Annotated in this window: 19 protein-coding genes; 6 read left to right on the top strand and 13 right to left on the bottom strand. The window is 39.3% G+C overall.

Going from position 1 to position 21,962, the window contains the following annotated elements; genetic code table 11:
• Positions 1-93 precede the first annotated feature (93 nt).
• A complete protein-coding gene (locus tag ACFFUE_RS08435; RefSeq protein ID WP_376834397.1) occupies positions 94-858 on the top strand; it encodes an enoyl-CoA hydratase/isomerase family protein in 765 nt (254 codons plus the stop codon).
• A 74-nt stretch (positions 859-932) separates the two neighbouring features.
• Here the strand turns inward: ACFFUE_RS08435 and ACFFUE_RS08430 are convergent, their stop codons facing one another.
• The 9 genes from ACFFUE_RS08430 to ACFFUE_RS08390 all read right to left on the bottom strand — a co-directional run bounded on the left by ACFFUE_RS08430 (position 933) and on the right by ACFFUE_RS08390 (position 13,018).
• Positions 933-1,235 carry a DUF3467 domain-containing protein gene (locus ACFFUE_RS08430; protein WP_327985145.1) on the bottom strand — a complete coding sequence of 101 codons (303 nt, stop codon included), beginning with the start codon at positions 1,233-1,235 and terminating at the stop codon, positions 933-935.
• Positions 1,236-1,348: 113 nt separating this feature from the next.
• A complete protein-coding gene (gene rpoC / locus ACFFUE_RS08425; RefSeq protein WP_376834394.1) occupies positions 1,349-5,617 on the bottom strand; it encodes a DNA-directed RNA polymerase subunit beta' in 4,269 nt (1,422 codons plus the stop codon).
• A 12-nt stretch (positions 5,618-5,629) separates the two neighbouring features.
• Positions 5,630-6,148 carry a hypothetical protein gene (locus ACFFUE_RS08420; protein WP_376834393.1) on the bottom strand — a complete coding sequence of 173 codons (519 nt, stop codon included), beginning with the start codon at positions 6,146-6,148 and terminating at the stop codon, positions 5,630-5,632.
• Between the two features lie 12 nt (positions 6,149-6,160).
• Complete coding sequence (gene rpoB, locus ACFFUE_RS08415) at positions 6,161-9,997, bottom strand: DNA-directed RNA polymerase subunit beta (RefSeq protein ID WP_376834391.1); 3,837 nt, start codon at positions 9,995-9,997, stop codon at positions 6,161-6,163.
• A gap of 444 nt (positions 9,998-10,441) precedes the next feature.
• Entirely contained in the window at positions 10,442-10,813 is a 372-nt protein-coding gene (rplL, locus tag ACFFUE_RS08410) for a 50S ribosomal protein L7/L12 (protein WP_327985148.1), read from the bottom strand.
• A 48-nt stretch (positions 10,814-10,861) separates the two neighbouring features.
• A complete protein-coding gene (rplJ, locus tag ACFFUE_RS08405; protein ID WP_327985149.1) occupies positions 10,862-11,410 on the bottom strand; it encodes a 50S ribosomal protein L10 in 549 nt (182 codons plus the stop codon).
• A gap of 17 nt (positions 11,411-11,427) precedes the next feature.
• Positions 11,428-12,120, bottom strand: coding sequence for a 50S ribosomal protein L1 (gene rplA, locus ACFFUE_RS08400; protein WP_327985150.1), 693 nt, complete (start codon positions 12,118-12,120; stop codon positions 11,428-11,430).
• An 11-nt stretch (positions 12,121-12,131) separates the two neighbouring features.
• A complete protein-coding gene (gene rplK / locus ACFFUE_RS08395) occupies positions 12,132-12,578 on the bottom strand; it encodes a 50S ribosomal protein L11 (protein WP_327985151.1) in 447 nt (148 codons plus the stop codon).
• 281 nt (positions 12,579-12,859) lie between these two features.
• Entirely contained in the window at positions 12,860-13,018 is a 159-nt protein-coding gene (locus tag ACFFUE_RS08390; protein ID WP_376834810.1) for a DUF5670 family protein, read from the bottom strand.
• A 157-nt stretch (positions 13,019-13,175) separates the two neighbouring features.
• Here ACFFUE_RS08390 and ACFFUE_RS08385 point away from each other — a divergent pair, with 157 nt between their 5' ends.
• Positions 13,176-14,228, top strand: coding sequence for an NAD(P)H-dependent glycerol-3-phosphate dehydrogenase (locus ACFFUE_RS08385; protein WP_376834387.1), 1,053 nt, complete (start codon positions 13,176-13,178; stop codon positions 14,226-14,228).
• Between the two features lie 10 nt (positions 14,229-14,238).
• On the top strand, positions 14,239-14,628 hold the full coding sequence (locus ACFFUE_RS08380) for a hypothetical protein (RefSeq protein WP_327985152.1): 390 nt from the start codon (positions 14,239-14,241) through the stop codon (positions 14,626-14,628).
• A gap of 450 nt (positions 14,629-15,078) precedes the next feature.
• On the opposite strand, the gene recO is transcribed toward ACFFUE_RS08380, so the two are convergent.
• The 4 genes from recO to ACFFUE_RS08360 form a co-directional block, all read right to left on the bottom strand.
• Complete coding sequence (recO, locus tag ACFFUE_RS08375) at positions 15,079-15,762, bottom strand: DNA repair protein RecO (RefSeq protein ID WP_376834385.1); 684 nt, start codon at positions 15,760-15,762, stop codon at positions 15,079-15,081.
• 30 nt (positions 15,763-15,792) lie between these two features.
• Positions 15,793-18,084, bottom strand: a complete 2,292-nt coding sequence (gene porZ, locus ACFFUE_RS08370) for a type IX secretion system anionic LPS delivery protein PorZ (RefSeq protein WP_376834383.1) — start codon at positions 18,082-18,084, stop codon at positions 15,793-15,795.
• 81 nt (positions 18,085-18,165) lie between these two features.
• Positions 18,166-19,116, bottom strand: a complete 951-nt coding sequence (locus tag ACFFUE_RS08365) for a bifunctional metallophosphatase/5'-nucleotidase (RefSeq protein ID WP_327985157.1) — start codon at positions 19,114-19,116, stop codon at positions 18,166-18,168.
• A gap of 3 nt (positions 19,117-19,119) precedes the next feature.
• Positions 19,120-19,875, bottom strand: a complete 756-nt coding sequence (locus ACFFUE_RS08360) for a 5'-nucleotidase C-terminal domain-containing protein (RefSeq protein ID WP_376834380.1) — start codon at positions 19,873-19,875, stop codon at positions 19,120-19,122.
• A 119-nt stretch (positions 19,876-19,994) separates the two neighbouring features.
• On the opposite strand from ACFFUE_RS08360, the gene dapA reads away from it, so the two are divergent.
• The 3 genes from dapA (at position 19,995) to ACFFUE_RS08345 (ending at position 21,955) form a co-directional block, all read left to right on the top strand.
• A complete protein-coding gene (gene dapA / locus ACFFUE_RS08355) occupies positions 19,995-20,867 on the top strand; it encodes a 4-hydroxy-tetrahydrodipicolinate synthase (protein ID WP_327985159.1) in 873 nt (290 codons plus the stop codon).
• Between the two features lie 80 nt (positions 20,868-20,947).
• On the top strand, positions 20,948-21,505 hold the full coding sequence (locus ACFFUE_RS08350) for a helix-turn-helix domain-containing protein (protein WP_376834378.1): 558 nt from the start codon (positions 20,948-20,950) through the stop codon (positions 21,503-21,505).
• A gap of 3 nt (positions 21,506-21,508) precedes the next feature.
• Positions 21,509-21,955 carry a response regulator gene (locus ACFFUE_RS08345; RefSeq protein WP_327985161.1) on the top strand — a complete coding sequence of 149 codons (447 nt, stop codon included), beginning with the start codon at positions 21,509-21,511 and terminating at the stop codon, positions 21,953-21,955.
• Positions 21,956-21,962 lie beyond the last annotated feature (7 nt).

Here is a 21,962-nt window from a genome sequence, read left to right as displayed (position 1 = left end):
ATGTCTTTAAATTCAAACTTATGGTTTACTGCTTAAAATCGACTGCATAAGTTTAATCAATTAAATTAATAATCTATTAAATTTTCAATAAAAATGGAAGCATTTGTAACATCAGAGATTAAAAATCATATTGCGGAAATCACTTTCGGAACTCCTAAAAGCAATTCGCTACCAGGGTTCATTTTAGAAAAATTAGCCGAAACCATCTTGAAGGAAGGCGATAAAAAAGAGGTGAAAGCCATTCTTCTAAAATCTGCGGGCGATAAAGCGTTCTGTGCTGGTGCCAGCTTTGATGAGCTTTTGGAAATACATGATATTGAAACTTCCAAACGCTTTTTCGGAGGTTTTGCCAAAGTGCTTAATGCAATGCGGACTTGCGGAAAACTTGTGGTAGTACGCGTACAAGGGAAAACCACAGGCGGCGGCGTAGGAATTGCTTGTGCTGCTGATTACTGCTTTGCTACCCAAAACTCGGCATTGGCACTTACGGAAATCAATCTGGGAATTGGTCCTTTTGTGATAGGCCCTTTTGTGGAAAGGAAAATTGGTGCTTCTCAATTTACAGCAATGGCAATGGATGCTGAATTTAGAAGTGCTGAATGGGCAGTCCAAAACAACATCTATCATTCTGTCTCGGGAAATATTGAGGAAATGGATGATAAGCTTCATCAGTTTCTAACAACCCTTGCTACATGCAGCGAAGACGCATTGGCATTGATAAAGAAAGTGGCTTGGGAAAATACAGAGCATTTTGCAGAATTGATGCCAGAACGCATCTATATGAGTGCGTCTTTGGTACTGGAAGACTCCGCAAAAAAGAATATTGAAGCCATAAAAGAGCGATTGGGAGCGAAGTAATTCAGCTCTTGTCTATAAAAAAACTATCGGGAAATTCCGATAGTTTTTTTTGTTTTTTTATAACTCAAAAAAGATTAAGCTTGAACATTGTTCCCTCCTAATACGAAAGGCTCTACTTCTTTGATTTCTCCAAATTGTTGCTCGAAGTTTGCAATATTTTGCTGAAGTGCGTTCAAAACTCTCTTAGCGTGAAGTGGAGCTAAGATTACTCTGCTTCTTACATTAGCTTGTTGCACTCCTGGCATCAATTGGATAAAATCCAATACAAACTCAGATGGAGAGTGGTTTACTAATGCCAAGTTGCAATATGCCCCTGCAGCTACCATTTCGTTCAAGTTGATGTTAATGTTTTGATCTTGATTTTGATTGTTGTCCATTTTCTTTAATTTTTTATTTAGTGATTAGAATCAAATTAGAAGTCAGATTCAGACTGCCTCTCTGCAAATATACAAATCTTATGTCTAAAATCTAACTTCTAATTTCTAAATTTTTAGTTAATATCTTCAAATTCTTTTTTAGAACCTACGATGATGTTCTGATAATCCTTCAGACCTGTACCCGCAGGGATTCTATGCCCTACGATAACATTTTCTTTCAGACCGTTCAGTTCATCCACTTTACCTGCCACCGCAGCCTCGTTGAGAACTTTAGTAGTTTCTTGGAACGATGCCGCAGACATAAAGGATCTGGTCTGAAGTGCCGCTCTAGTAATCCCTTGCAATACTGGTGTAGCTGTTGCAGGAAGAGCATCTCTCACTTCTACCAATTGTAGGTCTTCGCGTTTCAACTTAGAGTTTTCATCTCTCAGCTCACGAGCGGTGATCATCTGCCCAGGTTGGAAGGCTTTAGAGTCGCCTGCATCGGTTACCACCTTCATACCGAAGATACGGTTATTCTCTTCCAAGAAGTCATACTTGTGTTCCAAAGCACCTTCCAAGAATTGTGTATCTCCACCATCTACAATGGATACTTTGGTCATCATTTGGCGAACGATGATTTCAAAATGCTTATCATCAATCTTCACCCCTTGAAGACGGTAAACTTCTTGAATTTCGTTTACCAAGTATTCTTGTACCGCCGTAGGCCCTTTGATTTTCAAGATATCATCTGGTGTTACAGAGCCATCAGAAAGTGGAGAACCAGCTCTCACGAAGTCGTTTTCCTGAACCAAAATCTGATTAGAAAGCTTCACCAAGTAAATCTTTCTTTCACCAGTTTTAGCTTCTACGATAAGCTCTCGGTTACCTCTCTTGATTTTTCCGTAAGATACTACCCCGTCAATCTCCGTTACTACCGCTGGGTTAGAAGGATTTCTCGCTTCGAACAATTCGGTAACCCTTGGAAGACCTCCCGTGATATCCCCTGCTTTTGCAGATTTTCTAGGAATCTTAATCAAGATTTTACCTGCTTTAATCTTCTCGCCATCATTTACCATCAAGTGGGCACCCACTGGCAAGTTGTAAGCCTTGATTTCTTCTCCTTTGGTATCTACTACTCTTAGGGTAGGTACGGCTTTTTTATTTCTAGATTCAGAGATTACTTTCTCTTCAAAACCTGTTTGTTCATCAATTTCCAATTGGAAAGAAACCCCTTGAATAATGTCTTCGTATTCTACTTTACCTGCAGATTCTGCAATGATAACGGCATTATATGGGTCCCACTTCGCAATGAGGTCTCCTTTTTTCACCTTATCGCCCGGTTTTACCGATAATGCAGAACCATAAGGGATATTGGCTACCATTAATGGCGTTCTTGCATCGTTATCTGCTACCAAACGGAATTCCGTAGAACGAGAAACCACCACTTCTTGAGTTTCTCCCAACTCATTTTCAGAAGTTACGGTTCTTACTTCATCCATCTCCACGATACCATCTCTTCTTGCTACGATGGTTGGGTTTTCAGAAACGTTACCTGCAGTACCCCCTTGGTGGAAGGTTCTCAAGGTCAACTGTGTACCAGGTTCTCCAATGGACTGAGCTGCGATAACACCTACCGCCTCTCCCATATGGATAGGCTTACCTGTAGCTAAGTTTCTACCGTAGCACTTCGCACAGATACCTTTCTTAGCCTCACAAGTTAATGGTGAACGCACTTCTACAGATTCTAGACCTGCTTCTTCTATTTTCTTAGCTAAAGCCTCATCAATGATTTCATCTGCATTAGCAAGCAACTCATCAGTCTCTGGATGGTAAACATCGTGAAGGGAAACTCTACCTAAGATTCTCTCTGATAGTTTCTCTACGATTTCATCATTTTTCTTCAAGGCAGAAACTTCCACACCTCTTAGTGTACCACAATCGTCCTCGGTAATGATGACATCCTGTGCTACATCCACCAATCTTCTGGTAAGGTAACCTGCATCGGCAGTTTTAAGAGCGGTATCCGCAAGACCTTTTCTCGCCCCGTGGGTAGAGATAAAGTATTCCAAGATGGAAAGCCCTTCCTTAAAGTTAGCCACAATTGGGTTTTCAATGATTTCAGCTCCTACAGAACCTGCTTTTTGAGGTTTTGCCATCAAACCACGCATCCCAGATAACTGACGAATCTGTTCTTTGGAACCCCTCGCCCCAGAGTCAAGCATCATATACACAGAGTTGAACCCACCTTGGTCGGTTTTCATTCTGCTCATAATCATCTCGGTCAATCCCGCGTTGGTATTGGTCCAAACATCAATAACTTGGTTATAACGCTCGGTATCGGTGATAAGACCCATATTATAGTTATCCTTAATCTCATCTACGGTACCTACTGCCTGAGCAATCATTGTTTTCTTTTCTTCAGGTACTACAATATCTCCTAATGAGAAGGATAGACCTCCCTTGAAGGCGTTGTAATATCCTAAGTTTTTCATATCATCAAGGAATTTCACTGTAGTAGGGAAATCTGTATCAGCAAGGATTCTACCGATAACATTTCTTAATGATTTTTTAGTCAGAAGTTCATTCACGAAACCTACTTGTTTTGGTACAATTTGGTTGAACAAAATTCTACCCACTGTAGTTTCAATCAGTTTAGTTTCGATTTCTCCAGCTTCGTTTTTCACTGGAAGTTTACAACGAACTTTGGCATTAAGAGAAGCTTTCCCTTCCGCATAAGCAATTTCTGCTTCTTCTGGAGAGTAGAATGCAAGTCCTTCACCTAATACTTTTTTATCTTCCGTAGAATGTGCTTCTTTGGTCATAAAGTAAAGCCCCAAAACCATATCCTGAGAAGGAACGGTAATAGGAGAACCATTGGCAGGGTTCAAGATGTTTTGAGAACCGAGCATCAATAGTTGTGCTTCCAAAATAGCCTCTGGCCCTAGTGGCAAGTGTACCGCCATCTGGTCACCATCGAAGTCGGCGTTGAAGGCTGTAGTTACCAGCGGGTGAAGCTGGATAGCTTTTCCTTCGATCATCTTCGGCTGGAAGGCTTGGATACCCAAACGGTGAAGCGTAGGTGCCCTGTTCAAGAGTACTGGGTGACCTTTCATCACATTTTCAAGGATATCATAAACCACGGGTTCTTTTCTATCGATAATTCTCTTAGCAGATTTTACGGTTTTTACAATACCTCTCTCTATCAATTTTCTGATGATGAATGGCTTGTAAAGCTCTGCTGCCATATCTTTCGGGATACCACACTCGTGCAATTGCAAGTTTGGACCTACAACAATTACCGAACGAGCAGAGTAATCTACCCTTTTACCCAAAAGGTTTTGACGGAAACGCCCTTGCTTACCTTTTAAGGAATCTGAAAGCGATTTCAATGGACGGTTGGATTCTGATTTTACCGCAGAAGATTTTCTGGTATTATCAAACAATGAATCCACCGCTTCCTGAAGCATACGCTTTTCGTTTCTAAGGATTACTTCTGGAGCTTTGATTTCCAAAAGTCTCTTCAAACGGTTGTTTCTGATGATTACTCTTCTATAAAGGTCGTTCAAATCCGAAGTGGCGAAACGCCCACCATCCAATGGTACGAGCGGTCTTAGCTCTGGTGGTATTACAGGAAGTACACGCATCACCATCCACTCTGGGCGGTTAATCATACGCGTATTGGCACTTCTCAATGCTTCTACTACATTCAGACGCTTTAGGGCTTCTGTTCTTCTTTGTTTAGAACCTTCATTGTGTGCTTTGTGTCTCAGGTCATAAGACAAGGCATCCAAATCAATTCTCTTCAAAAGTTCTTCGATGGCTTCTGCTCCCATTTTCGCAACGAATTTATTAGGGTCAGAGTCATCAAGATATTGATTTTCAATTGGAAGGCTTTCCATTACATCCAAATATTCTTCTTCTGTAAGGAATTCCATTTCTTCGAAATCTGAGCCATCGGCTTTTTTAGCGATACCTTGTTGGATTACGACATATCTCTCGTAGTAGATAATCATATCCAATTTCTTGGAAGGCAGTCCTAATAGATAACCGATTTTGTTTGGCAACGAGCGGAAGTACCAGATATGAGCCACTGGCACTACCAAATTGATATGCCCAATACGCTCTCTTCTTACTTTTTTCTCGGTAACTTCTACCCCACAACGGTCGCAGACAATGCCTTTGTAACGGATTCTCTTGTACTTACCACAAGCACATTCGTAATCCTTTACAGGACCGAAGATTTTCTCACAGAACAAGCCGTCTCTTTCTGGCTTGTGCGTTCTGTAGTTGATGGTTTCTGGCTTTAGAACCTCTCCTCTAGATTCTTGAAGGATAGATTCTGGTGAAGCCAAACCGATGGTGATTTTGCTAAATCTACTTGATTTATTTTTATTTGACATTTTAATTTTTTTTTAATGTAAGCTGTCTCTTGGTATCAATTCAATTGGATAATTTCTATAATCACTATCCGTCAATCTTTTGATTTCCAAATTAATATAATATGGTTTAGAAGGTTCTAATTTTCCTCTACTCCATTCACTTGAAACTTCCTCCCATTTTTCTCCATTCTTTTTAAATGTAAAGTTAAATAGCAAACTGGTTTTATAGTGAATTAAACTCACTTTTGCTAAGCCTGAACTTTCTTCAACTTTCACTGAAAAAAAATTATTGTTCTTAGCTTTTATTAATTCCGTTGCTGATAAAAACTTTACACCATATAAATCATAATTAATATTCTTGTCATTTATATTGTGATAGACATTCTTAAACATTGTTCCCGTCATCAGGGAAACTTTTTTGGAAGATAGCACTTTTGAAATCAAAATAGCTCGGCTATCTATACATCCATCAGTGCACTTGCCTATCGGTATTAGATAAAACAAACATATTATGAATATTAATACTGAAAGAAAAATGGTTCTTAATTTCATTATATATTACATTTACTCTTCTAATCTCACATCAAGTCCAAGGCCTTGTAACTCGTGAAGCAATACATTGAAGGATTCTGGGATACCTGGTTCTGGCATCGCTTCTCCTTTGGCAATAGCTTCATAAGTTTTCGCTCTTCCGATAACATCATCGGACTTCACTGTCAAGATTTCTCTCAAGATATTAGACGCTCCGAAAGCTTCCAATGCCCAAACCTCCATCTCTCCGAAACGCTGACCACCAAACTGAGCTTTACCTCCGAGTGGCTGCTGCGTGATGAGTGAGTATGGCCCAATAGAACGCGCGTGCATCTTATCATCTACCATATGCCCTAGTTTCAGCATATAGATTACCCCTACTGTGGCAGGCTGTGTAAATCTTTCACCCGTACCACCATCATATAGGTAAGTGTTTCCGTATCTTGGCAATCCTGCCTCGTCTGTGTATTTGGTAATTTCTTCCAATGACGCTCCGTCAAAGATTGGTGTAGCGAACTTCAAGCCGAGTTTTTTACCTGCCCATCCGAGTACGGTTTCGTAAATCTGACCAATGTTCATACGAGAAGGTACCCCAAGTGGGTTGAGTACAATATCCACTGGTGTTCCATCTTCCAAGAATGGCATATCTTCTTCACGCACGATTCTGGATACAATACCCTTGTTACCGTGGCGACCAGCCATTTTATCTCCCACATTCAGTTTACGCTTCTTCGCGATATATACTTTAGCCAATTTCATAATACCTGCAGGCAATTCATCCCCGATAGAAACTGCAAATTTCTCACGGTTTTTCACCCCTGCGATATCATTATACTTGATTTTATAATTGTGAATCAATTGCTTGATGAGTTCATTTTTATCCTCATCTACCGTCCAATTAGACCCGCTGATATTCACATAATCTTCTACAGACTGAAGCAATCTCAAACTGAATTTTTGTCCCTTTGCGATAACCTCTTCATCCAAATCATTCAATACACCTTGGGAAGTTTTTCCATTCACCAAAGTATTGAGTTTTTCGATAAGGGTATTTCTCAAGTCATCGAATTTAGCTTTAAAAGTATTTTCGATTTCTTCCAATTTCAGTTTTTCTTCTGTTCTCTTCTTTTTATCCTTGATGTTTCTAGAGAACAATTTCTTATCAATCACCACGCCTCTTAGTGAAGAATCCGCTTTCAAAGAAGCATCTTTTACATCACCAGCCTTATCTCCAAAGATGGCTCTAAGGAGTTTTTCTTCTGGTGTAGGGTCTGATTCTCCTTTTGGCGTGATTTTACCAATCATAATATCACCAGGCTTCACTTCTGCCCCGATGCGAATCATACCGTTTTCATCAAGGTCTTTGGTAGCCTCTTCGGATACATTCGGAATATCGGAAGTTAATTCTTCCATACCCAATTTGGTATCACGCACTTCTAGAGAGTATTCATCTACGTGGATGGATGTAAACCAGTCTTCACGAACCACTTTCTCGTTGATTACAATCGCATCCTCAAAGTTGTACCCCTTCCAAGGCATAAAGGCAACCACCAAGTTTCTACCAATAGCCAATTCTCCTTTCTCGGTTGCATAGCCATCACAAAGCACCTGTCCTTTCTCTACTCTATCACCCACTTTTACATTAGGCCTTAGCGTGATGGTAGTACTTTGGTTGGTTTTTCTAAACTTGATAAGGTTATAAATTTTGGTTGCAGATTCAAAAGACACCAAATCTTCATCCTCTGTTCTCTCGTATTTGATAACAATTTTATCCGCATCTACATACTCTACCACCCCATCTCTTTCTGCATTGATGAGTACGCGTGAGTCTTTTGCTACTTGTTTCTCCAATCCTGTACCTACAATTGGAGCTTCAGGTTTTAATAATGGTACTGCCTGACGCATCATATTGGAGCCCATCAACGCACGGTTCGCATCATCGTGCTCCAAGAATGGGATAAGAGAAGCCGAAATACCAGAAATTTGGTTTGGAGCTACATCTATTAAATCTACCTGATTAGGCTCTACTACTGGATAATCACCGTCTTCACGAGCGATAACCCTATCGGTAGTGATGTTTCCATTATCATCCATCTCCACATTCGCTTGAGCGATGATTTTCGCTTCTTCATCCTCTGCATTAAGGTAAATTGGTGTTTGATTTAAATCTACTTTCCCGTTTTCTACCTTTCTATATGGCGTTTCAATGAACCCTAAATTATTGATTTTAGCATAGATACCTAATGAAGAAATCAAACCAATGTTTGGTCCTTCTGGTGTTTCAATAGGACAAATTCTTCCGTAGTGCGTATGGTGAACGTCTCGCACCTCGAAACCTGCTCTTTCTCTAGATAAACCACCTGGCCCTAGTGCAGAAAGACGACGCTTGTGCGTGATTTCTGACAATGGGTTGGTCTGGTCCATAAACTGAGACAATTGGTTGGTTCCGAAGAATGAGTTGATTACCGAAGTTAAAGTCTTAGCATTCACCAAGTCTATTGGTGTAAAGATTTCGTTATCACGCACATTCATCCTCTCGCGGATGGTTCTCGCAATTCTTGAAAGACCTACCCCAAACTGACCTGCCAACTGCTCTCCAACAGTTTTAATTCTTCTATTAGAAAGGTGGTCAATATCATCTACTTCCGTTTTAGAATTTGCCAATTCAATTAAGTGGCTTACAATAGCAATGATATCCTCTTTGGTTAATACCTCTGTATCTTCGGAAATGGTAAGTCCTAATTTTTTGTTCAATCTGTAACGCCCTACCTCTCCCAAAGAGTATCTTTGCTCAGAGAAGAATAGTTTTTCGATGATGCCTCTCGCGGTTTCCTCATCTGGTGGATCTGCGTTACGCAACTGACGATAGATGTACTCTACCGCCTCTTTTTCTGAGTTGGTAGGGTCTTTTTGTAATGTATTTTGGATGATAGAAAACTCTCCTGAATTTTCCTTGTGAATCAAAATAGATTTCACGCCTGCTTCCAAAATGATATCGATGTGTTCCTTTTCAAGAATAGTTTCTCTTTCAAGGATAATTTCGTTTCTTTCGATAGAAACTACCTCCCCTGTATCCTCGTCCACGAAATCTTCAAACCAAGTATTCAAAACTCTCGCAGCCAAAGTTCTACCTTCCACTTTTTTCAACGCTGCTTTAGAAACTTTCACTTCTTCCGCAAGGTCAAAAATCTGAAGGATATCTTTATCAGACTCGTATCCGATGGCTCTTAAAAGGGTGGTTAATGGTAATTTTTTCTTACGGTCGATGTAAGCATACATCACATTATTGATATCCGTAGTAAATTCCATCCAAGACCCTTTGAATGGGATAATTCTGGAATAGTACAATTTGGTACCATTGGCGTGATAGGTCTGCCCGAAGAACACCCCAGGCGAACGGTGCAACTGAGTTACCACCACACGCTCTGCTCCGTTGATGATGAACGAGCCAGAAGGCGTCATATAAGGAACTGGTCCTAAATACACATCCTGAATCACGGTTTGGAAATCTTCGTGCTCAGGGTCTGTACAATACAATTTCAATCTCGCTTTAAGAGGCACTGAGTAAGTTAAACCTCTTTCCACACATTCCTCGATGGAATATCTTGGGGAATCTACCAGATAATCTAAAAACTCTAATACGAATTGATTTCTGGAATCTGTAATTGGGAAGTTCTCCTGAAAAGTCTTATAAAGACCTTCTTTCACACGGTTTTCTGGCAGCGTGTCCAATTGGAAAAACTCCTTGAATGATTCAATCTGAATATCCAAGAAATCTGGAGCTGCTACCCTACCTTTTGCAGAAGAAAAATTAACTCTTCCCTGTGCTGAAAGCTCAGCAGTGCTTTTTGTTGCTTTAGATTTACTCATAAAGTAATAAAAAAGTTGGGTTAAAAAATATTTTGTTCGTCTAAAAAAAATATCAGAAAGACTTGCTAGAACTTAAAAACAGAAATAAATCATAAACTGAAGTTATCCGTATTGCAGAATAGTCTTTATCTCAATGTTTTACAGTCTAAAAAACCTCTCTTACTGCAACGCCGGTATATCTTTTCACGGAGTAGTGCAAAATATTTTTTATTATTTTCCTTTAGTAAGAAACCCTATCGCTCTGGTCATAAAACAGAATTTCTCCTCTACCAAAAAGGCAAAAGAGTTCATAATCAATCTATTTTAATAACTTTTGGAACAACGGATAACTTCAAAAGGACTGCAAATATATAAATTATTTTCGGAAACTACAAGTCTTTAAATTATCAACAAAAAAATCCACTCCGCAATGGAGTGGATTTCATTAGTTTATCTAAATTAGAATTACTTCAATTCTACTTCAGCACCAGCTTCTTCAAGTTGCTTCTTAAGAGCCTCAGCTTCGTCTTTAGATACACCTTGCTTCAATGGAGAAGGAGCACCATCTACGATGTCTTTAGCTTCTTTAAGACCTACACCTGTAAGATCTTTTACTAATTTAACTACAGCTAATTTAGAAGCTCCAGCTGATTTAAGAATTACATCAAATTCTGTTTTTTCTTCAGCAGCTTCACCAGCAGCAGCACCTCCCGCTACTACTACAGCAGCAGCAGCTGGTTCAATTCCGTACTCATCCTTAAGGATAGCAGCTAATTCGTTTACATCTTTTACAGTAAGGTTTACAAGCGTTTCCGCTAAGTTTTTTAAATCTGACATTGTGATAATGTTTTTAATTGTTGATTATGATATTTTTTTGAGTGTCTATTATTCAGCAGCTGGAGTTTCTCCCTCTTCTGCTGGAGTTTCAGTTGCGGTTTCTTCAGCACCTGCAGATTCTGCTTTATTTTGCAATGCAGATACCAATCTTTGGATTGGAGACTGAAGTAATCCGATGATTTCACCAAGCATTTCTTCTTTAGACTTGATGTTAGCAAGAGTTTCTAGGTTTTGATCTCCAATATAGAAGGTCTCTTGTAAGTAAGCCGATTTAAGTGCTGGTTTTTCTTCTTTCTTTCTGAAATCTCTGATTAATTTCGCAGGAGCATTAGCCGTTTCAGAAATCAAAATAGCTGTATTTCCTTTGAAAGTTTGGAACATTTCTGAGTAATCTACTCCTTCCATCTGCTCCATTGCTTTTTGTAAAAGGGTATTTTTCACCACTTTTACTTTGATATTTTGTTTGAAGGCTGCTCTTCTGAAGTCTGAAGACTTTTGTGCATTTAGACCTTCAAGATCTGCTACATAAACTACTTTGGCATCCTGAAGCAAATCCTTAATTTCTTGTATTGCTACAACTTTATTTTCTTTAGTCATTGTCTAGAGGATTTTAATTAGTTTACAGATTTAGTATCAATTGCAATTCCTGGGCTCATAGTGGAAGACAGATAGATAGACTTCACATAAGTTCCTTTAGCCGCTGTTGGTTTCAATTTTTGAAGTGTTTGCAACAATTCTGCTGCATTTTCTTTCAACTTAGCAGCGTCAAAAGACACTTTACCAATAGCAGCGTGTACGATACCGTATTTATCTACTTTAAAGTCAATTTTACCAGACTTCACCTCAGATACTGCTTTACCAATTTCCATAGTTACAGTTCCTGATTTTGGATTTGGCATCAAACCTCTCGGACCTAACACTCTACCTAATGGACCTAATTTACCCATTACAGCAGGCATTGTAACGATAACATCTACATCTGTCCAACCGTTTTTGATTTTATCCAAATACTCATCCAATCCTACAAAATCTGCTCCTGCTTCTTTAGCTTCTGCCTCTTTATCTGGCGTTACCAAAGCAAGAACTTTCACATCTTTACCAGTACCGTGTGGAAGAGATACTACCCCTCTTACCATTTGGTTCGCTTTTCTTGGGTCTACACCCAATCTTACAGCGATATCTACAGATGCATCAAATTTTGCAGTGTTTACTTCTTTCACAAGAGCAGCACCTTCTTCCAGGCTATACACTCTTCCTTTTTCCACTTTGCTTAAAGCTTCTTTTTGTTTCTTCGTCAATTTTGCCATTTCAATAAGTTTTAAGCGTTAGTTGTTGGTTTAGCTCCAGTTACTTTAATTCCCATTGATCTCGCAGTACCAGCAATCATAGAAAGTGCTGAATCTAATGTAAAGCAGTTAAGGTCTGACATTTTATCTTCTGCGATTTTCTGAATTTGTTCCCAAGAAACAGATCCTACTTTGTTACGGTTAGGCTCTCCAGATCCACCTTTAAGCTTCGCTGCCTCTAAAAGCTGCACCGCTGCAGGAGGTGTTTTGATAACGAAGTCAAAAGACTTGTCTTCGTACACTGTAATTACTACAGGCAACACCTGCCCTGGCTTGTCTTGAGTTCTACCGTTAAATTGCTTACAAAACTCCATAATGTTCACCCCTGCAGAACCTAACGCAGGCCCTACTGGTGGCGATGGGTTGGCTGCACCACCCTTCACCTGAAGTTTTACCATTTTAAAGACTTTTTTAGCCATTCTTTGTTTGTTTAAATTTGAATAATTAATGAATTTGGAAGCATTATTTATTCATACCCTAATGTTTATCTCACCTCACATTATGGTATTTGAGGTTGCAAAATTAAAAAATATTTTTGAATCCACAAATATATCATTCTTTTTTATCTCAAATTACGAAGTAAACTTTAAGACGTAAGTAATAAGATATTTTGCATACCACCAAATCTGAACTAAAAAAGAGTTGCAAAAAAAATTACAACTCCTACAAACAAATATAAATAATGATGAAAAAATCTAACTCACTTTTCAGAATAATCTTCCCTGATAAACTTTATTATCAAAACAATCACCGCTAGAAGAAAAACAAAATGAATCTCCCAAGATACATCCAATATCATATATCCTAAAAACCAGATTAAAAGTAAGATGCCCGACACCCAAAAATGTAGGTTCTTCATCATAATGTTTTACATTTTCTTCGGTTGCAATTTGCAATTTTTTTCAAAATATAGTTTTATTATTTTTTTTATTCATTTTATAGAATTACCACCTTTCCTCAACTTAAAAAACTATTAAGGTTATTTTACTATATTTGTGGCAACATTCTACTGAACTATGGCTAAGAAGAAAGTAAAAGACAATCCATCATCAGGAAAAGCAAAATCTACCAAAATAGAACCAACGCAGCAGATTGGTGTAGTGGGCAGCGGAAGTTTTGCAACCGCTATTGTGAAGATGCTTACAGAAAACTGTAAAACAGTACATTGGTGCGTAAGAAATGAATTTGTAAAAGGAGCAATAGAGCTTAGAGGGCATAATCCTACCTATCTTACTTCCGTAAGTTTCAACACCAAAAAACTGCACCTCACTACGGATATTAATGAACTGGTTGCCGCCTGCGATTTCATTGTCTTGGCGACACCGTCTATCTATCTAGCGTCTGCATTAGAAGGTTTATCTTGCGACTACAAGAATAAAGTATTTATCTCTGCCATCAAAGGGATTGTACCAGAATACAATGATGTGGTAGCCCATTATCTAAAAGACAAATTTGATATTGGCTTCAGAAATCAAGCCGTTATTGCAGGGCCTTGCCACGCCGAAGAAGTCGCTATGGAACGCCTTTCTTACCTTACTATTGCCACTGTGGAAGAGGCGGTTTCTAAACAATTGGACACTTTCTTCACTTCCAGTTTCATCAAAGTGAATCACAGCACCGATATTCTCGGGAATGAATACAGTGCCATTCTCAAAAACATCTACGCCATTGGAGCAGGTATCGCCAGCGGACTGGGCTATGGGGACAACTTTACTGCCGTCTTCGTATCCAATGCCATCAGAGAGATGGAAACCTTCTTAGAAGGTGTGTATGAAGCCCCAAGAGATGTGAACGAGAGTGCCTATCTGGGTGATTTATTAGTAACCGCCTACTCTTTATTTTCAAGGAACCGAAATCTTGGCAACCTCATCGGGAAAGGTTATACGGTAAAATCTGCTATACAGTCTATGAATATGGTGGCAGAGGGCTACTACGCTGCCGCTTCTATCTACGAAACGGCTAAGCAAAAAAAGATGGAAACCCCTATTATAGATGCGGTATATGCCATCTTGTATCAGGAGAAAAATGCCGAGAAACAGTTTAAAAAACTAACCGCTAAACTGACCTAAACTTCCTCTTTTGACTACTACAACACAACCTTTCATCGCAGAGGAACTTTTGCAAGAGTTGCAAAGCCAAACGCTTGAAGAACGGCAAGTGATTGTCCATTGTTGTTTTCCCGCTTCGCCTTTGGCGGGAAATCTCATCAGGGTATGGCGTAGCACTTTTTTAGTGGATAGAAACTCTGGGCATCGCAGTCCGCTGCTACACGCAGAAAACATCACGATTTTCCCTTTTTGGACGGAAGTAGAGCCAATGCAAGACCACTGGTTTACCTTGATATTTGCAGGCTTGCCCAATGACTGTACCAGTTTTGATTTGGAGGAAATCATACCACAATCGGGAGGTTTTTCCGTAAAACAAATCCGCAGAAATAACACCGATGTTTATCGGGTGAAAATAGAATAGCAATGGGCTTTAAGCTATAAGCGATTAAGACAACTATTTAGTTATAATTTCTTTTTCAATACTCAAAAAGTGATACGGTTGATATTGCTTTTTTCTTTCCCGCGAAACCGCAGGAGACTTTCCCGAGATGGGATTTCTTCCCGCGAAACTGCAGGAGACTTTTCCGAGATGGGATTTCTTCCCGCGAAAACGCAGGAGACTTTCCCAAGATGGGATTTCTTCCCGCGAAACTGCAGGAAACTTTCCCGAGTTGGGATTTCTTCCCGCGAAACTGCAGGAGACTTTCCCGAGTTGGGATTTCTTCCCGCGAAACCACAGGAGACTTTCCCGAGTTGGGATTTCTTCCCGCGAAATTTCTTGAAGTTTTCCCGTAACGACACCTTTATAATCAGATTTAATTTCACGAAAACAATCAAAAAATCAATTAAATCATTAATGATTTAATAAATTCTACTCAAAAATAGATTGCAAAATTTCTAAAGAATGAGGCGTACGGAAATCTGTAAAATGGTAGTGATAATACACCAACAGACTATCCAAAAATGATTTCCTCAATGATGCGGCTATGGGAATGGCATAGTTGTTCTCCGAAACAATGAGCAACTTCCACAGCTTGGATATGTTTTCATCAAAAAGTGGATGACTTTTCTCTGCTTCAAAATTTCCACTTTCGGGGTTGAGATAAGGGTAATGGTCGTAAAGAGGATTCAGCCCCTGACAACATAAAATCCTGAATAAAAATACCAAATGCGACTGATGATTATGGGCTTCTAACTCGGCTTTCAGCCCTTCAATCTCCTGATAGATGAGCGGATTGCTGTTTTCATTTTTGAGAATTTGATTCAGAAAATCGGACACGAAAAAAATAATGGTATTTTTTTTCACGCTGGGAGAAGCATCATAGGAAGCATTCAGCTCCAGCTTGGACACCGTTTTCATTAGGCTGCGGGAGCCTTTATCCAGCGTAGCAATCGCCAGTTCGTTCAGTGGTTGCAGATAGGCTTTTTTCTTATTCTTGGGAGCATACAACCCCTTCACGAAGTAGCTGGTATAGCCATAATCTCGCGTGAAACAATGCAAGATTGCATCATTGTCCCCATACTTAATGTAAGAAAGTAAAAAGCCTTTTTGCAAAACTTTATTGTATTAAAAAAACTGTCGGAATTAATTGACCACCGCTATTTTTGCCGTTGCTTTATCGGTACCATTTTCGTTGGTCATCAGCACAAAATAAATCCCCGAAGCCACTCGTTTTCCTCTATTGGTAAGGTCCCAATCATAGTAGCCTCCCCTTGCCACAGCCTGATGCACAAGGTTGCCCGCAGCATCTGTAATTCTGATATTGGTTTTCTCTGCCAGCCCTTTGATTCTTACATTTCCTTTATAGGTACTGTACACCACAGGATTAGGATACACCAATACATCGCCAAAGTTTTCAGATACATTCGCAACATCTCCTTGATAGGTTACAATCCCCTCCGAAGTGGCAAAATACACCAGTCCATTGGCATCTATTTTAATATCCGTTACAGCATTATTAGGAAGAGGTGAGTTTTCCTTCGTAAAATGATGAATGGTTTGCTGTCCATTAGCACTTAGGTAAAATACACCACCGCCATTCACAGAGACCCACTTTTGATTTCCAGAGTCCACCGCAATTTGTAAGATACCACTATCGCGAAAGAGTTCTTCGCCCAAGCCTTGTTGCTCTATAATGATGGGTTCTCCGCGGGTGCTTCCATCTAGCTGACTAGCCGAGCTGAACACCCTTAGTCCTTTATCTGTACCCAGCCATACCTCATCGTTTTTCCCAAAAGCCACTACCGTAGTTCCCTCTCCTGAAGCAGGAAGGTTATTAGCATCTCTGCTTAGTACAACATCGTTATCATCAGCAAGATTGGTAGGGGTATTTTGAGTATTGGTAATGATGAAATTATTTTTTCTAGGTACAGCTGTCCAAAGTTTTCCTTCGTAATAGGTAAGATTAGCCAATGTATTTTTATCCGCAGTCCCTGGCAGGGTTCTTGTCTTTAGGGCGTCTCCATTCCTATCATAGAGATACATTACTGGAGAACCTACATTATCAAAAGCACCAACACCAAAAAGGTTCCCTTTATCATCATAGGTTACCCCTCCTGTATTATGATTTCCAGAGGTAGGATAAAATCTGATAAACTCGGCATCGGTTTCATTGAGCTCCATTTTATAAAAGCCATTGAAAGCTCGGTTTGCCCAACCGTTGAAGGTAGAAAAGAAGATTTCTTTTTTATTCACAGGATTGGCTGTAACTCCAATCACATTAAACCTCATCTTATCTGTGGTAGCATTATGATTGTCTAAAAACCATTGTGGGTAAATCCATTGTTTTCCATTAAAGTAATAAATACCCAAGGTAAGAGGGTGAATGGTAATCACGTCGTGCCGAATATCCGTACCACCAGAAGCTACCAAAATCTTATCATCAAAAAGATGAATTTTATACGATTGATTATGGAACGGCCCATCTGCTTTCCAAATTTTTAGGCTTTGGTCCAAAATACCTGAAATTTGACTTCCTGCAAAGAGCTGGTCTTGATGTTGCCAAGCGGTATTCAATGCTTCAGCAAAGTTGTGAGATTGCAATAAGCTTCCTGCCGTATTATAAGAATAAACTTTATACTCTGGTGCTGCTTCATCTACAATTAAAACCGAAGCGTCTGCTACCACCACATCTTTGATATTGGTAAAAGCCCCCGATAGATTATTAAAAGTAACGCCATCACTATATCCTGCAGTATTGCTCCCAGCATAGGCAATAACGCCATTTTGAATATCAATATGATTGAAACTCCCTGCCAATGCTGTTTCCCACGAGGTGTAAATAGGGAAAGTAATATCTGCTATGCCATTATTTTCTATGGTGTGTTTTTTTATCTCGGTATTGGTCACTACAAAAATCTGATTATCCTTAATCACCGATTCTTTCGGAACAGTTCCCGAAGGGAAAAATGCGGTATCCTTGAACTCTTTTTTTTCCAAATCAAAAACTGAAACACCATATTCCACCGTAATGGCAGCATATTTTCCTGTGATGGCAATATGTTTTATCTTCTTATCTCCCGTATAGCTTTGTGAGATGGGGATATCTACCACATAGGTAATTCCCTCTTCTGTAATCACATCCATAGTCCCATTGGCATAGCCTACCAAGCCTACTTTAGTTTCAGGGTTAAAATCAAAAGCGGAGATTTTCACTTCGTGAAGCCCATTGGCTTTAGACAATTTTGTAATCTCGCCAGAAGCAGGAGTGTAGAAAAAAATTCCATTTTCGGTAGCAGCAATCAGTTTGCCGTTATCTTCACGGATTTGTAAGACATTGTTATAGGAAAACCAATCGTTCCATTTTTTAGATGAAATCACCTGAGACTGAACACTAATCAACCCCAAAAATGCGAGAATAGAAATTGTTTTTTTCATCACTTAAAAGTTTATGCAATAGGCTTTATGCTGTACTCAATACGCTATACAAAAATTACGAAAGATTGTTTTCAAATCTAATTACACCAATCCATCCCATCGGTCATCAATCACCTGATTATTCCAAGAGATGCGTTGTATATTTTTTTGCTTGTCTAAGAAGAAATCTATTCTTCCTAAAAGTAATCCTGCAAATCCTACTTGATTGATTAGAACGGATTTCCCTGCCCTATTAGTATATGACTGTGGCTCTGGAAGGAAAGTATGGGTATGTCCTCCCAATATCAAATCAATATTTTCGGTTTTAGAAGCCAGCGTAACATCAGAAATCAAATGGCTTTCTTTATACTTATACCCCAAATGAGATAAACAAATCACCACATCACACTTCTTATCTTTCTTCAAAAATTCGGAGTAGTGCTGTGCAATGTCCACAGGGTCTAGATATTTAGTCTCTTTGTATTGTTTTTTTCCCACAAGACCGTCCAGATTAATCCCCACACCAAAAATCCCAACTCTAATTCCGTTTTTATTAAAAATTTTATACTTCTCGGTTTTGCCATCTACTACGGTGTTAGAAAAATCATAGTTGGAAGTAATGAAAGGAAACTGAGCATTGGGCAATACCTTCACAAAGCCATCTACACCGTTATCAAAATCGTGGTTGCCCATCGTAGCGGCATCATAGCCCATCATAGACATCAGCTTAAACTCCAATTCTCCTCCAAAAAGGTTGAAGTAAGGCGTTCCCTGAAAAATATCTCCAGAATCTAAAAGCAACACATTCTTTTCTGTCTTGCGTATTTCTTTGATGAGATGAGCTCTCCTAGCAAAACCACCCTGATTGGCGTTTCTACCACCACCGGCATCAAAGGGTTCTATTCTACTATGTTGGTCATTGGTATGTAAAATCGTCAGCTGATATCCATCTTCTGTAAGCAATGAATGATTTTTCGCCAACAACATATTCGGGGCTAATGATAATGCTAAACCGCTTGCTCCAGCTATTTTTAGGAATTCTTTTCTATTCATCACTTATTGTTTTTTATTTTTGAAATTTAATCTAATATCCGTAGGTGGCACCACACTAGGAACTTCTTTAAAAATCTGGATATATAAATCCCTTAGCTTAATACCTGTGCTAATCATCTCCCCGTTTCCGAAAAATTTCATCCCATCGCCTCCCAATGCTAAGAAGTCCGAAGTAGCAATATAATAAACCTCGTTGGGCTGAATGGCTACCCCATTGATGAGTGCTTTGGTAAGAGTTCCCCTATCCGTTTCTATCTCCAAACCAGAAACTGGGTTATTTTTCTCGTGCTCTTGATAGTAGTCCAAAAGTCCTTGCAACTGCGTTCCACTCATTTTCACGAGAACCAATTCGTTTTCAAATGGCATTACTTCGTAGAGATGCCTTAGCAAAATATCACCTTTCCCTATGGAAGCTCTGATGCCTCCAATGTTAATCACTGCAGCATCTACCTTCGGAATAGCATTTCCTGCCGCCCACTGCTTAGCCCCTTTCAGGGTATAATCTGCCAATAGATTTCCTAAGCTACTATTGTCTCCCACCTTGGTAAGCTCCGTAGCTGTATAAGACAGCTTAGCGTTCATCTGAGATTGCAGTGACGCTTTATAAGGTGCAATCATCTTATCCATCGTTTCATCAGAAGGCATTTCCGCACTGATGCTGATGTTTTTCTGGGTCTGTACTTGGGTGATGTTCAGTGGCGTTTTGCACGCTACCAATGAGAGGGCAGCCACCCCGAACATCCAAAATGAGTTCTTCATTGTTGTCATAATCTACTTGATTTGCAAATATAAAGATATACTGAAATATTTGATGTTTTTTAACATTTTTCTTCCGCAAAATTATTATACCTTTGGCTATAATTATTTTAACTTTTACAATGAATAGACTAAAGGGAGTTGGCGTGGCTTTGATAACGCCATTCAACGAAGATTTGAGTGTAGATTTTGAATCACTTACAAAATTGATAGAATATAATATTGAAAATGGGACCAACTTCTTCGTGGTACTAGGCACCACAGCAGAGGCGGCTACGCTCTCTAAGGAAGAAAAACAAGAAGTGATTGCCCATATTATAAAGGTGAACAACGGACGCCTGCCATTGGTTTTAGGCATCGGAGGCAATAATACCCTAGAGGTAAAACATCAGATAGAAACCACAGACCTTTCTGCTTTTGATGCCGTTCTTTCTGTATCGCCGTATTACAACAAGCCCAATCAGGAAGGGCTTTATCAGCATTATAAAGCATTGGCAAGCACAGGCAAGCCCATCATCATCTATAATGTACCGGGAAGAACGGGGCAAAATGTGGAAGCCGCCACTACCCTACGCCTAGCGAAGGAATTCCCTAACCTATCGATGATTAAAGAGGCGTCTCCTAATATCTTACAGCATATGGATATCCTTAGGCTAAAACCTGAGCATTTCTCACTACTCTCTGGTGATGATGAGCTAACACTGCCCGTTACATTAGCAGGAGGCGATGGTGTGATTTCCGTCATTGGACAAGGCTATCCAAAGGAGTTTTCTACAATGGTGCAATTGGCTAAGGAAGGCAAAGTAAAAGAAGCCTACGATATCCACAATCGCTTGGTAGAGATTACCCGATTGATTTTTGCAGAGGGCAACCCTTGTGGTATCAAGGTCATTTTGGCGGAAAAGGGCATCATCAAAAATTATCTAAGGCTACCGCTAATCCCTGCCACAGAAGGGCTTCAAGCTAAGATAAAAGCTGAAATGCAGAAGATTTAGCATTCAAAAAAAATTATGAACTAATAGAGCGGGTAGATATTATATATTTGTATATTTACCCGCTTAAAATCTATCATAAAATGAGAATGAATGTTAAGTTCGATTTCAACACAATCTGTAAAAAAGTATTGGAAGAGCAATTAGACAGCTTGGATATCAGTTATCGGATTCAAAACTTCGGGGAGATAGAATTGCTACAAAAGCTACCCAAAGATAAAGAGCAACAACTGCGGGAAAAACTCAACCACTATGGTATAGAAATCATAGAAAATCAAAAAACAGCTTTGGTACAGAAGATTAAAGATGCCATCACAGAAATGATTTTTTCCACAGAGCCTATTCAGGTAAAAGCCTCAGTGTACTTAGCCGATAAACTAGGACATAGCTATGGTTATATCTCCAATATTTTTTCACAAGTAACCTACACCTCTGTTGAAACCTATATTATTTTGCAAAAAATAGAATATGCCAAGCAGCTTATGTTGGTAGAAAACCTTTCACTCACAGATATTGCCAACCGCCTCAGCTATTCTAGTGTAGCCCATCTCAGTACACAGTTTAAAAATACAACGGGGATGACACCGTCTCAGTTCCAAAAAATCATAAACAAAAGAAAAGTTCACAATATAAAAAAATAAATAATGGTAAAAGATTACACCTCTATTATATTAGCCGATGATGATGAGGATGACAGAATGTTCTTCACAGATGCTTTTGATGAACTGAAAATCAACACAAAAGTCACCACTTTCAAAGATGGTGCTGAGCTGATGGATTATCTCAATACAGAAGACATTCAAATTCCTGAACTTTTGTTCTTGGATCTCAATATGCCTAAAAAAAGTGGACTGGAATGTTTAAAGGAAATCAAAGCAAACCCCAAGCTATCTGATATTGCCATTGCCATCTACTCTACATCTTCATCTGAAGAGCATATTGAAGAAACCTTTGTGGGGGGAGCCAATATTTACATCAAAAAACCCAATGATTTTAATACCTTGAAGAAAGTACTTTCAGATGTAGTCACCATCAACTGGCAATACCACACCTCTGGGATGAACAAGGACAATTTTCTGATGAGATTCTAAAACATAA

This window comes from Bergeyella porcorum (assembly GCF_042427575.1).
Taxonomy (GTDB): domain Bacteria; phylum Bacteroidota; class Bacteroidia; order Flavobacteriales; family Weeksellaceae; genus Bergeyella; species Bergeyella porcorum.
Note: the sequence above shows the minus strand (reverse complement) of the source record. Positions and strands in the feature narration are given on the sequence as shown.

Coding starts and splice junctions, on each gene's coding strand:
- ACFFUE_RS08365 (WP_327985157.1), bottom strand. CDS start 19,116: ATGAATAGAAAAGAATTCCTAAAAATAGCTGGAGCAAGCGGTTTAGCA.
- rpoB (WP_376834391.1), bottom strand. CDS start 9,997: ATGAGTAAATCTAAAGCAACAAAAAGCACTGCTGAGCTTTCAGCACAG.
- dapA (WP_327985159.1), top strand. CDS start 19,995: ATGAATAGACTAAAGGGAGTTGGCGTGGCTTTGATAACGCCATTCAAC.
- porZ (WP_376834383.1), bottom strand. CDS start 18,084: ATGAAAAAAACAATTTCTATTCTCGCATTTTTGGGGTTGATTAGTGTT.
- ACFFUE_RS08390 (WP_376834810.1), bottom strand. CDS start 13,018: ATGAAGAACCTACATTTTTGGGTGTCGGGCATCTTACTTTTAATCTGG.
- rplA (WP_327985150.1), bottom strand. CDS start 12,120: ATGGCAAAATTGACGAAGAAACAAAAAGAAGCTTTAAGCAAAGTGGAA.
- ACFFUE_RS08430 (WP_327985145.1), bottom strand. CDS start 1,235: ATGGACAACAATCAAAATCAAGATCAAAACATTAACATCAACTTGAAC.
- rplJ (WP_327985149.1), bottom strand. CDS start 11,410: ATGACTAAAGAAAATAAAGTTGTAGCAATACAAGAAATTAAGGATTTG.
- ACFFUE_RS08385 (WP_376834387.1), top strand. CDS start 13,176: ATGGCTAAGAAGAAAGTAAAAGACAATCCATCATCAGGAAAAGCAAAA.
- ACFFUE_RS08350 (WP_376834378.1), top strand. CDS start 20,948: ATGAGAATGAATGTTAAGTTCGATTTCAACACAATCTGTAAAAAAGTA.
- ACFFUE_RS08420 (WP_376834393.1), bottom strand. CDS start 6,148: ATGAAATTAAGAACCATTTTTCTTTCAGTATTAATATTCATAATATGT.
- rplK (WP_327985151.1), bottom strand. CDS start 12,578: ATGGCTAAAAAAGTCTTTAAAATGGTAAAACTTCAGGTGAAGGGTGGT.
- ACFFUE_RS08435 (WP_376834397.1), top strand. CDS start 94: ATGGAAGCATTTGTAACATCAGAGATTAAAAATCATATTGCGGAAATC.
- rplL (WP_327985148.1), bottom strand. CDS start 10,813: ATGTCAGATTTAAAAAACTTAGCGGAAACGCTTGTAAACCTTACTGTA.
- rpoC (WP_376834394.1), bottom strand. CDS start 5,617: ATGTCAAATAAAAATAAATCAAGTAGATTTAGCAAAATCACCATCGGT.
- ACFFUE_RS08345 (WP_327985161.1), top strand. CDS start 21,509: ATGGTAAAAGATTACACCTCTATTATATTAGCCGATGATGATGAGGAT.
- ACFFUE_RS08360 (WP_376834380.1), bottom strand. CDS start 19,875: ATGAAGAACTCATTTTGGATGTTCGGGGTGGCTGCCCTCTCATTGGTA.